Below are 13,350 nucleotides of genomic sequence, written 5' to 3'. Positions count from 1 at the left end.
TCGGCCCGTAGGTTCGATGACGGAACCGACCACGAGGAGGACCGATGGCCGAGCACACCCACCCCGCGGACCGGGAGGCAGCGACCTCCGTCCCGTCACCGCGCGCCCCCGACGCCCGCACGCTGCGTCGCCGCAGCGAGGACCCGACGCTCGGGGACGGCGCCAAGCCACCCACGAGCGTCGGCTGGGGCCCGACCCCCACCCTCACCGACCGCCGCGCGCCCGAGGCGCCGGCGTACGTCGCCCTCGAGCCCGGCGCGCCCACCGACAGCCCGGCGTCCCGGGTGGCCGAGGGCCTCGAGGCGCTCGGCCGGACGGTCGAGCGCGTCTCGCCGGAGCAGGTCCCCCGGAGGGCCCCGACCGCGACGAACAGCCCGCTCGTCGTCCACGTCGGCGACGTCGACCCCGTCCGCGGCCCGGAGGCCGTGGACGTCTACAGGTCCGGTGCGACCGTGAGCTACGCCGTGCCCCAGGGCGCCGAGGAGTCACGCGTGCAGGCGCTCCTCGCCCGCGCCGACGTCGTCACCGTCGCCGCCGGCGACCTCGCCCGCCTCCACCCGGGCGAGGAGGCGGCCTCCACCGTGCGCCGCTGGCTCACCGCCGGTCCGTCCGTCGTCGTCGTCACGGGTGCGGACGGGGCGCGGGCCACCAACGCCGTCGGGACGACGGCCGAGGTCCGCGGCGACCACGGCGGTGACCACGGTGCCTTCGTCGCGGGGGTCCTCGACGCGCTGTGGTCCGGGGGTCTCCTCGGGGTCCACGCGCGCGAGGACCTGCGCACCCTCGTGGCCGGCACGCTGCAGGAGCTCCTCGACAACGCGGCCGCCTCGGCGGAGGTGGCCCGCACGACGGGCCGCCCGGCCACCCGTGCGGAGCTCACCGAGGCCAGGGGAGTGCCCCGCCTCGGCACCGTGTGACGGATCTCCGGCCCGCGGCCCACCCCGGCCCCCGTACGCTGGTGGGGCCATGCAGTGCTCCTACTTCGACGCCGGCCGGTGCACCTCGTGCACCCTCATGGGCACGCCGTACGCCGCCCAGCTCGCCGGCAAGGAGGAGCACGCCCGCGCTGTCCTCGGGTCCCACGGCCCGGCCGAGTGGCTCCCCGCGGTCGCGAGCCGGGAGTCCGGCTACCGGAACAAGGCGAAGATGGTCGTCGGCGGCACCGTCACCGCGCCCACGCTCGGCATCCTCGACGCCGCGGGCAGGGGAGTGGACCTGCGCGAGTGCGGCATCATCGCCCCGGGCATCCGGGCCGCCTTCGATGCCCTCACCGCCTTCGTCACCACCGCCGGGCTCACCCCCTACGACGTGCCCGCCCGACGCGGTGAGCTGAAGAACCTCGTCGTCACCGAGTCGCCCGACGGGCAGCTCATGGTCCGCTTCGTCCTGCGCTCCCGCGAGGCCCTGCCGCGGGTGCGCAAGCACCTGCCCGCGCTGCTCGCCGACCTGCCACAGGTCGCCGTCGTCTCGGTCAACCTGCTCCCGGAGCACAAGGCCGTCGTCGAGGGTGAGGAGGAGGTCGTCCTCACCGAGCAGCAGACCCTCACCATGCGGCTGGGCGGCATCGCCCTGCACCTGCGACCCCAGGGCTTCTTCCAGACCAACACCGAGGTCGCCGCCGCGCTGTACGCCCAGGCCGGCCGGTGGGTGGAGGAGGTGGCGCCGTCCTCGGTGTGGGACCTGTACTGCGGTGTCGGCGGCTTCGCCCTGCACGCCGCCCGCCCCGGGCGCACCGTCACCGGGATCGAGACGAGCGCCCACGCGGTCGCCGCCGCCGAGCGCAGCCGGACCGAGGCGGGGCTCGCCGACGTGCGCTTCCTCGCCGGGGACGCGACCGCCTTCGCCCTGGACGCCGGCACCGTCCCGGACCTCGTCGTCGTCAACCCGCCCCGGCGCGGGATCGGCCCGCGCCTCGCGCAGTGGCTCGAGGACTCGGGCGTCCGGCACGTCCTCTACTCCAGCTGCAACGTCACGTCCCTCGCCCGCGACCTCGCGGCCACGCCCTCGCTCGTGGCCGTGCGCGGCCAGGTGCTCGACATGTTCCCCCAGACCCCGCACTCCGAGGTCCTCCTCCAGCTCACCCGCCGCTGACCGGGCGCTTCGACCTGCGGACCTCGGCCGCCCGTGCCACCCTGGCTGCCCCCGAGCAGCGAGTGGAGGTCCCCGTGCGTGCGATGGTCTACCGCGGTCCGTACAAGATCCGGGTCGAGGAGAAGGACATCCCGGCGATCGAGCATCCGAACGACGCCATCGTGCGGGTCGAGCTGGCCGCGATCTGCGGCTCCGACCTGCACCTCTACCACGGGATGATGCCGGACACCCGGGTGGGCACGACCTTCGGGCACGAGTTCATCGGCGTCGTCCACGAGGTCGGCTCCTCCGTGGAGAGCCTCAAGCCGGGGGACCGGGTCATGGTCCCCTTCAACATCTCCTGCGGCTCGTGCTACTTCTGCTCCCGCGGGCTGCTGTCCAACTGCCACAACGTCAACCCGAACGCGACCGCCGTCGGCGGCATCTACGGCTACTCCCACACCACCGGCGGCTACGACGGTGGCCAGGCCGAGTACGTGCGGGTGCCCTTCGCCGACGTCGGACCGACGATCATCCCGGACTGGATGGACGACGAGGACGCCGTCCTGCTCACCGACGCCGTCGCCACCGGGTACTTCGGCGCCCAGCTCGGCGAGATCCGCGAGGGCGACACGGTCGCCGTCTTCGGCGCCGGCCCGATCGGCCTCATCGCCGCGAAGACGGCATGGTTCATGGGTGCGGCCCGCGTCATCGTCATCGACCACCTCGAGTACCGGCTGGAGAAGGCCCGGTCCTTCGCCCACGCCGAGACGGTGAACTTCGCCGAGCTCGACGACGTCGTCGTCCACCTCAAGCGGACCACCGACGGCCTGGGCGCCGACGTCGCCATCGACGCCGTGGGTGCCGAGGCGGACGGCAGCTTCCTCCAGCACGTGACCTCGGCCAAGCTCAAGCTCCAGGGCGGCTCACCCGTCGCGCTCAACTGGGCGATCGACGGGGTGCGCAAGGGCGGCACCGTCTCCGTCATGGGCGCCTACGGCCCCATCTTCAGCCAGGTGAAGTTCGGCGACGCCGTCAACAAGGGCCTCACCCTGCGGATGAACCAGGCCCCCGTCAAACGACAGTGGCCGCGGCTCTTCGAGCACATCCGCAACGGCTACCTCAAGCCGAGCGAGATCGTCACCCACCGCATCCCCCTCGAGCACATCGCCGAGGGCTACCACCTCTTCTCGGCGAAGCTCGACGGCTGTATCAAGCCCCTGATCGTGCCCAGCGCGAGCTGAGAGGAGAGAGACATGAGCGAGCGCATTCCCGTATACACCTCTGCCACACCCCCGGTGCCCTCCGCCGAGGAGCTGCGCGCCCGGATCCCCGGGTGGGGCGTCGACCTCGACCCCGCCGACCGACCCTCCTACCCCAAGGAGCGCGCGGAGCGCACCGGCGCGCACTGGGACCTGCCCGAGCAGCAGGAGGAGACCTTCCCCCGCGAGCGGTCCGTCGAGCACATGAGGCTCACCCCGGTCTTCGGCACGGTCGCGCCGCTGCACGGGCTGTCGGGCGCCATCCGGCGCTACTCCTACGCGCGCTTCAGCGAGGCCCGGGCGGCGCACTGGCTGCTGCTCATCGCCGCGGACCGGGTCGACGCCGCCGAGAGCCACCTGCGCTCCCTGGCGAGCGGGCGGCCGGACAACCCCGTGACCGAGACCGGCGTGCGCGCCGAGCTCAGCCACGACGGCGTGGGCTCGCGGCGCGGCAGCCGGGTGGACGTCAACCACCAGTGGATGGACCCCGTGCTCGTGGCCGGGCCGTGGGTGCTGGCCGGCGCCGCCGCCGTCGCCGGCGTGCGCGCGCTGCTGCGGCGCGGCCGGTGAGCGCCACCTCGCCGGTGTGGAACCTGCGCGGGGACGACGCCGGGTGGCAGGCGCACCCGCTGCCGCAGGTCCGCGCCGAGGTACCGAGCGCCGTCGACCCTGGATGGCTGGACGGGCCGGGCCTCTTCGACGTCGCCCACGACGCCACGGCCCGGTTCTACGTGACGAACCGGGGCGTGACGCCGTGCTTCCTCGACACCGAGGAACCGGCGGACCTCCAGCGTCACGTCCCGATGGGCTACACGAACCTCGACCTCTTCGAGAAGCGCGCCGTCGTGGCCGACGGGGCGCTCGTGCGGCTGTGGCCCCAGCGCTTCGACGCGACCCCCTCCGGTCCGTACCACTTCCACCTGGTCGTCCCGGGCGACGGCGAGCACGAGATGCTCGTCCTCGGGGCCTCCCACCCGGTCCCGTACCCGATCCTCCAGGCGGAGAACCTCTCCGCGCGGCTCGGTGTGCCGGTCCTCGTCGCGCGGCGGCTCAGCTCGCGGGCGTGGCACTGAGCCGCGTCCCGGACCGTGCGCCGTGACGGGCGGCCGAGTACGGTGCCGCCGTGACCCGAGGCGCCGACGACGAGGGAGCAGCCGGCGTGCCGGACAGCTGGACGATCACCACCGACGTCCTGCGCGCCGCGCACGACCCGAACCTGTTCGACGGGCGCGAGCTCTACGGCCCGGCCGACTACGCCGAGCTGCCGCTGCCCGACGAGCTGCACCCCGACGCCGCCACCCACCGCCGGGTCGCCGAGCGCCTCCGCGCGCGGGTCCTCGGCGGTGGGGGCGCCTTCGCGGGTCAGGCCCCCGCGGCGTAGGCGTCGAGCTCGGCGAGGTAGCGCTCGCGCTCCCGGCCGCTGAGCCAGGCGATCTCGAAGGAGTTGCGGGCGAGCTGGACGAGCTGCTCGCGGCCCAGGCCCGCGACCTCGGCGAGCCGCTCGTAGTTCTCCGCGACATACCCGCCGAAGTAGGCCGGGTCGTCGGAGTTGAGGGTCACCTTGACACCCTGCTCGAGGAGGCCGACGATCTCGGTCTCCTTGACGCCGTCGACCACCCAGCCGTTGGAGATCGGGCAGCAGGTGAGGCCGAGGTCGCGCTCCTTGATGGCGGCGACGAGATCGGGAACCTCGAAGGCGTTGGAGCCGTGGTCGATCCGGTCGACGCGGATGTCCTCGATGACCTGGCGGATGTGCTCGTGGGTGCCCTCCTGGTCGATGTCGCAGTGCATCGTCAGCAGGTAGCCCTCCTGGCGCGCCCGGGCGAACACCGCGGCGAACTTCGCCGGCGGGTTGCCGCGCTCGTCGGAGTCGAGACCGACGCCGAGGATCCAGTCGCGGTAGGGGAGGGACTCCATGAGCGTGCTCATCGCGTGCTCGGCGGAGAAGTCGCGCAGGAAGCACATGATGAGCTCGGCGTGGATGCCGAGGTCGCGGCGCGCGTCCAGGACGGCGCGGCGCAGGCCACCGACGATCGTCGGGAAGGGCACGCCCCGGGAGGTGTGCGCCTGCGGGTCGAAGAAGATCTCCGCGTAGCGCACGTTCTGGCTCGCCGCCTTGGTGAGGTAGGCGGTCGCGAGGTCGTAGAAGTCGTCCGCGGTGACGAGCACCCGCATGGAGTCGTAGTACACGGTGAGGAAGGAGGAGAGGGAGTCGAAGTCGTAGGACGCCCGCACCTCCTCGGCGGTAGCGTGCTCGAGCTCGATGCCGTTGCGCTGGGCGAGGGTGAACTTCAGCTCCGGCTCGAGGGTGCCCTCGATGTGGAGGTGCAGCTCCGCCTTGGGCAGGCCGGCGATGAAGTCGCGCAGGTCGGGGGTGACGGTCACGCGTGTGCTCCCTTGGTCGATCGGGGCCCGGCCCGCTCGGCCGGGCGGGGCGAGCGTACCGAGCAGCTCGGCCGGGGCGGGCCGGGTGTCCGGCGCGGGCGCCGGTACGATCGCGCCGTGCGTGAGCTCGTCGTCCTCGGGACGGCCTCCCAGGTGCCGACCCGCACCCGCAACCACAACGGCTACCTGCTGCTGTGGGACGGACGCGGCTACCTCTTCGACCCGGGTGAGGGCACCCAGCGGCAGATGACCCACGCCGGCGTCTCGGCCACCCAGGTGCACCACGTCTGCCTCACCCACGTCCACGGCGACCACTGCTACGGCCTGCCCGGCGTGCTCTCGCGGATGGTCCTCGACGGCGTCAGCCACCCCGTCCACCTCCACTACCCGGCGAGCGGGGAGGAGGTGGTGCGGGCGCTCGTGTCCGTCGCCTCGCCCGGCCTGGACCTGCGTCTGCACCCGCACCGCAGTGCGGGGGAGGTGGCGCCCGGGCTGGAGGTGGCGCCGCTGGACCACCGCGTGGAGACCTACGGCTACCGCCTCGTCGAGCCCGACGGGCGCACCCTGGTGCCGGAGCGGCTCGCCGCCGCCGGGCTGCACGGGCCCGACGTCGGCCGGCTGCAGCGCGAGGGCCGGGTCGGTGGGGTGAGCCTGGCGGAGGTGAGCGTGCCGCGGCGCGGCCAGCGCTTCGCCCTCGTCATGGACACCGCCCCGTGCGACGGTGCGCAGCAGCTCGCCGACGGCGCGGACCTGCTCGTCGCCGAGTCGACCTTCGCCGACGAGGACGTCGCGCTCGCCGCGGAGTACCGCCACCTCACCGCCGGGCAGGCGGGGGCGCTGGCCGCCGCCGCGTCGGTGCGCACGCTCCTGCTCACCCACTTCTCCTCGCGCTACCCGGACCTCGAGCCGCTGCGCGCCCAGGCCCAGGCCGCCGCGGGGGACGCGCGTGTCCTCGTCGCCCACGACCTCGACCGGGTCCCCCTGCCGCGTCGCCGGTCGGGCTGAACGGCGCGCTCGTCCCGGAGGTGCGCGGGGCACCTCCGGGACGAGCGTCGGGTCAGCCGAGCGGGCCGTACAGCGCCGGCGTCGTGCGCGCCGTCGTCGCCTGCTCGAAGGCGTAGGCGAACCCGAGCAGCGTCCCCTCGGAGTAGTCCCGGCCGAGGAGCTCGAGGTTGACCCCGGCCCCGGTGACCGTGCCGTCGGCCTCGATGGCCTGGCCCATCGGCACGGTGACCGACGGCATCCCGGTGTTCGGGCTCAGCCGCATGTTCTGGCCGACGGTGCCGTACGGCGTGCCGGTGGGGTAGACGAGCGCGTCGAGGCCGAGCTCGTCCATGAACGAGGTGACGAGCACCTGCCCGGCCGCCAGGGCCCGGGTGTGGCTGCCCTCGGGCCCCGCCCACGCCTGGTAGACCTCCTCGGTCACCGCGGCGCGGGACTCGTAGGTGCGCTGGCGCGAGGTGACGAAGTGACCGGTCGCGACGATCTCCTCCAGGGTGCGCGCCTCGACCTGCGGGGCGAGGTACGCCGCGACGTACTCCTCGAGGTCGTGGCGGAACTCGTTCGTGCTCCCGCTCGGCTCGGCGAGCACGTCGGAGAGGCCCGCGGGCGCCTCGAGCGGGACGACGGTCGCGCCGAGCGCCTCGAGGGTGGCGGTGGCCTCGGCGAACAGCCGCGTCGTCGTCGCGTTGCTGCCCACCATCGACGTCACGTACCCGATGCGGGCTCCGTCGAGCGCGTCGACGTCGAGGGACGTCGCGTAGGACGCGGGAACCTTGCCCGCCTGGTCGGCGGTCACCGGGTCGGCAGGGTCGACCCCGACGACGGCGTCCAGCGCCACGGCGGCGTCGACGACGCTGCGCGCCATCGGGCCGGCGGTGTCCTGGCTCAGCGCGAGCGGGATGATGCCCGCGCGGCTCACCAGGCCGATGGTCGGCCGCACGCCGACGAGCTGGTTGTAGGACGACGGGACGCGGATCGAGCCGCCGGTGTCGGTGCCGAACCCGAGGCCCACGAGGTTGGCGGAGACCGCCGCGCCCGTGCCGCCGCTGGAGCCGCCGGCGGTGCGGCGGGTGTCGTAGGGGCTGGCCACGAGCAGCGTGCTGCCCGGCTCGAGGCCGGTCGAGAACTCCGAGACGAAGCCGAAGGCGAACTCGTCGAGGCTGGCCTTGGCGAGGACGACCGCGCCGTCGGCGCGCAGGCCGGAGACGATCGTCGCGTCGGTGCCGGTCTCGTTGTCCTCCCAGCAGCCGCAGCCGCCGGTGGTCGCCATGTCGGCGGTGTTGACGTTGTCCTTGACGGCCACCGGCACCCCCAGCAGCAGGCTCGTCATCCCGCTGGTGGCGCGGGTCGCGTCGGCCGCGGCGGCGGCGTCGATGGCGACGTCGCTCGTCGTGATGACGGAGTTGAGCGGACGGCCCTCCGGGTCGAGGAGGGCACGGTCGTACGCCTCGATCCGCTCGAGGTACGCCTGGGTGAGCTCCACGGAGGTCGTCACGCCCGCGTTCATCGCGGCCTGCATGTCGATCACCGAGGCCTCGACGATCTCGAACGGGCCGTCGTCGTAGACCATGCGCTGGGCGACGGCGGCGAGGTCGGTGACGGTGAGGACGCCGTCGTCGTCGACGTCGGCGGTGGGCACCCAGGCGGGCTCGCCGTCGGTGGCGCCGAGCGCGCCGGTGAGGACGGCGAGGTCGGCGGGGGTCACCTGGCCGTCGCCGGTGAGGTCGAGCTCGGCGTAGTAGGGCGGCAGCTCGAGGGTCGCGGCGGCGGGCCGGGGCGCGCCCTGCGCCGTCGCGGTCGCGGCGAGCGCGAGCCCGCCGACGAGGACGACGGTGAGGGCCGTGCGGCGGGTGGTCACGGGGGTGCTCCTGCGGGACTGGCGGACGAGGGTCATCGCGCACCTGCCCGGGCGCGGCGCACGGCGAGGGCGGTGCCGCCCCCGGCGAGGAGGAGGGCGCCGAGCGCGCCGACGAGTCGCACGTCGGCGCCGGTGCTGGCGAGCGGGCCGCCGGCGCGCGGCGGGGTGCCGGCGTCCGCACCCGCGGGAGCGGGGTCGGCTGCTGTCGGCTCGGGGTCGGCGGTCGGCTCGGGGACGGCCGGCTCCGCGGGCGGCGGCGTCGTCGGCTCGACGACCTGGGTGACGGTGACGGTCGCGACGGGGGCCTCGACCGACGTCGTCGTCCCGTCGGCGGCGACGAGCTCGGCCTGCACGGTGATGTCGGAGGTGCCCGCCCCGACCGCGAGGAGCTCGACCTGCGTCGTGAGGTCGCCGGCGAGCGCGGGGGAGGTGCCCAGCCGGGTGTGGACGAGCGTGGCGCCGTCGGCGGTGGCGGTGAGCGCGTCGAACCCGCCGTCCGGGCCGGTGGCCGCGGCGTCGGGGGCCAGGGAGAGGACCGCGTCGTCGAAGACGAGGCCGAGCTCGTAGGCGTAGACGTCGCTCACGTCGTCGAGCGTGAGGTCGACGGTGACCCGCTGGGCGACCGGCACGGTCTGCGGGACGTCGACGGTGAGCGCGGCGACGGTGGGCGCGGCGGCCGCGGGCACGGCCAGGAGCGTGCACGCGACCAGGAGGGCGCCGGCGGCTGCCCCCCTCGTTCGGCGGGTGGGTGGCATGGTCCGTCCTTCCAGCTGCGTCAGGGCTCGGACGCGCTCCGAAGGTGCCGCGTCCTTCGTCGGACGGTAGGCGGGCGGTGTTTCGCGCGATGGGCCCGGACGTTACCCGCGTGTTTCACGCGGTGCGCGGGGAGGCGGACTCCGTCACCGGCGGCGGCCGGAGCCGGGGGTGCTCACAGGAGTGGCAGGAGCTCGTCCCAGACCGCCCGGAGGATGTCGTTGGACGCGGCCTCGTTGTGCGCCGTCGTCGTCACGACCGCGCGCTGCTGGGGCAGCACGACGGAGAACTGGCCGTACATGCCGTCGGCGCGCCACGCGCCCTCCGGCGTGCAGCCCCACACCTGGTAGCCGTAGCCGGCCTGCGACTCGGTGTCCGTGAAGCCCTGCGTCTCGACGACGTCGGTGTGCATCGCGTGCACGTAGGACGCGGGGACGAGCTGCTCGCCCTCCCAGCGGCCCTCCTGGAGGAGGAGCCGGCCGAGGCGGGCGTACTCGCTCGTGCGGAGGAACAGATCGGTGGCTCCGCGGCTGAACCCGAGCGGGCAGCGCATCCACTGCGGGTTGTGGATGGCCAGCGGGTCGAAGAGCCGGGGGAGGAGGTAGTCACGCAGGTCCTGTCCGCTCACGGCGTGGACGACCCTGCTGAGGACGTAGGTGCACCCGTTGGAGTACTCGAACCGCGCGCCCGGCTCGGCGACGAGCTCGGAGCGCAGGAACCCGGCGAGCAGGTCCGTCTGCTCCTCCTGGCCCGGCCCCCACCAGGTGAAGGTGTTCCCGCTCGTCATCTGGAGCAGGTGACGGACGGTCATGGCCTCGACGCCGTCGGCGTGCTCCTGCCCGGGGAAGAAGCCGAGCACGGGGTCGTCGAGGTCGAGCAGGCCCTCCGCCTGCGCCATCCCGACCGCCACCGCGGTGAAGGCCTTGGAACCCGAGTAGACGTTGACGAGGTCGTCGTTGCGGAAGCGGTGCTCGACCGGCTCGTGACCCTCCCGGTGGAGGTGGACTCCGTACAGGCCGAGGTTCCGCTCCGCGTTGCGCAGGCGGATCCCGGTGAGGAGGGCGGCGTCGGACGTCGGCATCGGCTGTTCTCCCAGTGGCATCGGCGGCAGGACCAACTCTACGGCGGCGGGCGAGGCGGGGGCGGTGGCGACGCCAGACGTTAGGGTCGGTGCATGGCCGTTGTGGGAGCGCACGTCGAGCAGACCGACCCGATCGCCGAGGCCCGCGCACGCGGGGCCGACGCCGTCCAGTTCTTCCTGGGCGACCCCCAGGGGTGGAAGAGCCCCGAGGTCCGCTACCCCGGGGGCGCCGAGGCGCTGCGGGCCGCCGCGCAGGAGGCCGGCGTGGCGCTGTACGTCCACGCGCCGTACGTCCTCAACGTCGCGACGACGAACAACCGCATCCGCATCCCCAGCCGCAAGCTGCTGCAGAAGCAGGTGGACGCCGCGGCCGAGATCGGCGCCGCGGGGATCATCGTCCACGGCGGGCACGTGCTCGCGGCCGACGACCCCGCCGTCGGCTTCGACAACTGGCGCAAGTGCATCGACCAGCTCGACGCGAAGGTGCCCGTCCTCATCGAGAACACCGCCGGCGGCAACCGGGCGATGGCGCGCGGCGTCGAGCGCCTGGAGCAGCTGTGGGCGGCCGTGCTCGAGGCGGACGGCGGCGCCGACGTCGGCTTCTGCCTCGACACCTGCCACGCCTACGCGGGCGGTGAGGAGCTCGCCGGGCTCGTGGACCGGGTGCGCGCGGTGACCGGGCGGATCGACCTCGTCCACGCGAACGACAGCCGCGACGCCTTCGACTCCGGCGCCGACCGGCACGCCAACCTCGGCCAGGGCACCCTGCCCGCCGACGAGCTCGCCGACCTGCTCCGCGCCGCCGACGCCCCCGTCATCGTCGAGACGCCCGGCGGCGTCGAGGAGCACCGCGCCGACATCGCCTGGGTCCGCACCCACCTCGCCTGACGCGAAGCCTCACGCGGGGCGCCGCCGGCGCGCGCGTCGGCGTCGGCTGCGCCTCACGCGGCCTTTCCTGCCACCACGTCCGCGGCACGCCCGCGACACGCCGCAGGGAAGCGCTCCCCGGCGCCCGTTCAGGTGACTCAGTGGCAGGAACCGCGCGCCGGACTCCCGGACCGAGCCGGACTCGCGTGCCGCGAGCCCCGCCGCGTGCGTTCCTGCCACCAAGTCAGCGACTCGCCGACGACACGCCGCGGGGAGGCGCTTCTCGAGGGCTGCTGAGCCGACTTGGTGGCAGGAACCGCGCGCCCGGCAAGCCGCCGGAGCACCGGGGCGGCAGGAGAGCCGCCCCGGTGACGGTCAGGAGCGGCGCAGGCGGCGGTAGCGGCGGATGAGCGCGTTGGTCGAGGAGTCGTGCGCGAGCTCGGGCTCCTCCTCGGCGCTGAGCTCGGGCTCGATCCGCTTGGCGAGCACCTTGCCGAGCTCCACGCCCCACTGGTCGAAGGAGTTGATCCCCCACACGACGCCCTGGGTGAACACCTTGTGCTCGTAGATCGCGACGAGCTGCCCGAGCACGGCCGGGGTCAGGCGCGGGGCGAGCAGGAGCGTCGTGGGGGAGTTGCCCGCGAACGTCTTGTGCGCGACGAGCTCCTCCGGCACGCCCTCGGCCCGCACCTCGTCCGCCGACTTGCCGAACGCCAGCGCCTCGGCCTGCGCCAGGAGGTTGGCGGTGAGCTGGTCGTGGTGGCCCGGAACCTCCTCGCCCGGGTGGACGAGGCCGATGAGGTCGGCCGGCACGGTCTGGGTGCCCTGGTGGATGAGCTGGTAGAACGCGTGCTGCCCGTTGGTGCCCGGCTCGCCCCACACGACCGGACCGGTCTGGACCGACACCGGCGAGCCGTCGATCGTCACGGACTTGCCGTTGGACTCCATGTCGAGCTGCTGGAGGTAGGCGGGGAAGCGCGAGAGGTTCTCGCTGTAGGGCAGCACGGCGTGCGTCGCCGCACCGCGGAAGTTGCGGTGCCACACCCCGATGAGCCCGAGCAGGGCGGGCACGTTGCGCTCGAGCGGGGTGGTGCGGAAGTGGGTGTCGACGGTGTGGAAGCCGTCGAGCATCTGGCGGTAGTTGTCCGGCCCGATGGCGATCATGAGCGAGAGGCCGACGGCGGAGGTCATCGAGTACCGGCCGCCCACCCAGTCCCAGAAGCCGAACATGTTCGCGGTGTCGATCCCGAACGCCGCGACCTTCTCGGTGTTCGTCGACACGGCGACGAAGTGCTTGGCGACGGCGGCCTCGTCACCGAGCGCGGCGAGGAGCCAGCTGCGCGCCGTCGTCGCGTTGGTGATGGTCTCGATCGTCGTGAACGTCTTGGAGGCGACGATGAAGAGGGTCGTCTCGGGGTCGGCGGCGGCGAGGACGGCGGCGATGTCGTCGCCGTCGACGTTGGAGACGAAGGAGGAGCGGATGTCGGGCGTGGCGTAGGGCGCGAGGGCGATGGTCGCCATCTTCGGCCCGAGGTCCGACCCGCCGATGCCGATGTTGACGACGTGATCGATCCGCTTGCCGGTGTGGCCGCGCCACTCGCCGCTGCGCACCTGCTCGCTGAACGCGGCCATCTTGTCGAGGACGGCGTGGACGTCGGCGTCGACGTCCTGGCCGTCGACGACCAGCCCGCTGCCGCGCGGCGCGCGCAGCGCGGTGTGGAGGACGGCGCGGTCCTCGGTGGAGTTGATGTGCTCGCCGCGGAACATCGCCTCGGTCTTCTCGGCGAGCCCGGCGGCCTCGGCCAGCCGGACGAGCAGGGCGAGCGTCTCGTCGGTGACGTCGTTCTTCGAGTAGTCGACGTAGAGGTCGCCCACCTCCAGCGCCAGCCGGGTGCCCCGCTCGGGGTCGGCGTCGAACAGCTCGCGCAGGGTGGTCCGCGCGGTGCGCGCGGCGTGATCCTCGAGCGCGGCCCACTCGGGGGTGGTCGAGATGTCCTGGGGATGAGGCACGGTGCTGCTCCTGGGCTCGGTGGGCGATCGCCCCCCATCATGGCGCGCCACGGCCGTGAGCG

General features: G+C 73.8%; 13 protein-coding genes. 8 read left to right on the top strand and 5 right to left on the bottom strand.

The window, feature by feature from the left end; all coding sequences use genetic code 11:
• Positions 1-44: 44 nt before the first annotated feature.
• From FHE66_RS05440 to FHE66_RS05415, 6 genes are all read left to right on the top strand, one after another.
• Positions 45-917 (top strand): hypothetical protein, encoded by an 873-nt coding sequence (locus FHE66_RS05440; protein ID WP_139071965.1) that lies wholly within the window; start codon positions 45-47, stop codon positions 915-917.
• A 49-nt stretch (positions 918-966) separates the two neighbouring features.
• On the top strand, positions 967-2,091 hold the full coding sequence (gene rlmC / locus FHE66_RS05435) for a 23S rRNA (uracil(747)-C(5))-methyltransferase RlmC (protein WP_139071964.1): 1,125 nt from the start codon (positions 967-969) through the stop codon (positions 2,089-2,091).
• A gap of 74 nt (positions 2,092-2,165) precedes the next feature.
• Positions 2,166-3,314, top strand: coding sequence for a zinc-dependent alcohol dehydrogenase (locus FHE66_RS05430; protein WP_139071963.1), 1,149 nt, complete (start codon positions 2,166-2,168; stop codon positions 3,312-3,314).
• A gap of 12 nt (positions 3,315-3,326) precedes the next feature.
• Positions 3,327-3,902, top strand: coding sequence for a hypothetical protein (locus tag FHE66_RS05425; RefSeq protein WP_139071962.1), 576 nt, complete (start codon positions 3,327-3,329; stop codon positions 3,900-3,902).
• Positions 3,899-4,405 carry a hypothetical protein gene (locus FHE66_RS05420; protein ID WP_139071961.1) on the top strand — a complete coding sequence of 169 codons (507 nt, stop codon included), beginning with the start codon at positions 3,899-3,901 and terminating at the stop codon, positions 4,403-4,405. The genes FHE66_RS05425 and FHE66_RS05420 overlap by 4 nt, the downstream gene beginning before the upstream one ends.
• A gap of 50 nt (positions 4,406-4,455) precedes the next feature.
• Complete coding sequence (locus tag FHE66_RS05415; RefSeq protein WP_218013622.1) at positions 4,456-4,713, top strand: hypothetical protein; 258 nt, start codon at positions 4,456-4,458, stop codon at positions 4,711-4,713.
• Here the strand turns inward: FHE66_RS05415 and FHE66_RS05410 are convergent.
• Positions 4,695-5,717: an adenosine deaminase gene (locus FHE66_RS05410; RefSeq protein ID WP_218013621.1), complete on the bottom strand. Its 1,023-nt coding sequence runs from the start codon at positions 5,715-5,717 to the stop codon at positions 4,695-4,697. The two genes, FHE66_RS05415 and FHE66_RS05410, sit on opposite strands and share 19 nt — an antisense overlap.
• A 117-nt stretch (positions 5,718-5,834) precedes the next feature.
• On the opposite strand from FHE66_RS05410, the gene FHE66_RS05405 reads away from it, so the two are divergent.
• Positions 5,835-6,722 carry a ribonuclease Z gene (locus FHE66_RS05405; protein ID WP_139071960.1) on the top strand — a complete coding sequence of 296 codons (888 nt, stop codon included), beginning with the start codon at positions 5,835-5,837 and terminating at the stop codon, positions 6,720-6,722.
• A gap of 52 nt (positions 6,723-6,774) precedes the next feature.
• Here the strand turns inward: FHE66_RS05405 and FHE66_RS05400 are convergent, their stop codons facing one another.
• The 3 genes from FHE66_RS05400 to FHE66_RS05390 form a co-directional block, all read right to left on the bottom strand.
• Entirely contained in the window at positions 6,775-8,613 is a 1,839-nt protein-coding gene (locus FHE66_RS05400; protein WP_139071959.1) for an amidase family protein, read from the bottom strand.
• Positions 8,610-9,332, bottom strand: coding sequence for a cohesin domain-containing protein (locus tag FHE66_RS15375; RefSeq protein WP_176554666.1), 723 nt, complete (start codon positions 9,330-9,332; stop codon positions 8,610-8,612). The genes FHE66_RS05400 and FHE66_RS15375 overlap by 4 nt, the downstream gene beginning before the upstream one ends.
• Positions 9,333-9,505: 173 nt before the next feature.
• Positions 9,506-10,411: a serine hydrolase gene (locus FHE66_RS05390; protein ID WP_139071958.1), complete on the bottom strand. Its 906-nt coding sequence runs from the start codon at positions 10,409-10,411 to the stop codon at positions 9,506-9,508.
• A 93-nt stretch (positions 10,412-10,504) separates the two neighbouring features.
• On the opposite strand from FHE66_RS05390, the gene FHE66_RS05385 reads away from it, so the two are divergent.
• On the top strand, positions 10,505-11,299 hold the full coding sequence (locus FHE66_RS05385; protein WP_139071957.1) for a deoxyribonuclease IV: 795 nt from the start codon (positions 10,505-10,507) through the stop codon (positions 11,297-11,299).
• Positions 11,300-11,653: 354 nt separating this feature from the next.
• On the opposite strand, the gene pgi is transcribed toward FHE66_RS05385, so the two are convergent.
• Positions 11,654-13,288 (bottom strand): glucose-6-phosphate isomerase, encoded by a 1,635-nt coding sequence (gene pgi, locus FHE66_RS05380; RefSeq protein WP_139071956.1) that lies wholly within the window; start codon positions 13,286-13,288, stop codon positions 11,654-11,656.
• Positions 13,289-13,350: the final 62 nt, after the last annotated feature.

Source organism: Georgenia sp. 311 (assembly GCF_006151955.1).
GTDB classification, from domain to species: Bacteria; Actinomycetota; Actinomycetes; order Actinomycetales; family Actinomycetaceae; genus Oceanitalea; species Oceanitalea wutianyii.
Note: the sequence above shows the minus strand (reverse complement) of the source record. Positions and strands in the feature narration are given on the sequence as shown.

Excerpts from the sequence above, each read along its gene's own strand:
- FHE66_RS05440 (WP_139071965.1), top strand. The coding sequence starts at position 45 with ATGGCCGAGCACACCCACCCCGCGGACCGGGAGGCAGCGACCTCCGTC.
- rlmC (WP_139071964.1), top strand. The coding sequence starts at position 967 with ATGCAGTGCTCCTACTTCGACGCCGGCCGGTGCACCTCGTGCACCCTC.
- FHE66_RS05425 (WP_139071962.1), top strand. The coding sequence starts at position 3,327 with ATGAGCGAGCGCATTCCCGTATACACCTCTGCCACACCCCCGGTGCCC.
- FHE66_RS05400 (WP_139071959.1), bottom strand. The coding sequence starts at position 8,613 with ATGACCCTCGTCCGCCAGTCCCGCAGGAGCACCCCCGTGACCACCCGC.
- FHE66_RS15375 (WP_176554666.1), bottom strand. The coding sequence starts at position 9,332 with ATGCCACCCACCCGCCGAACGAGGGGGGCAGCCGCCGGCGCCCTCCTG.
- FHE66_RS05390 (WP_139071958.1), bottom strand. The coding sequence starts at position 10,411 with ATGCCGACGTCCGACGCCGCCCTCCTCACCGGGATCCGCCTGCGCAAC.
- FHE66_RS05385 (WP_139071957.1), top strand. The coding sequence starts at position 10,505 with ATGGCCGTTGTGGGAGCGCACGTCGAGCAGACCGACCCGATCGCCGAG.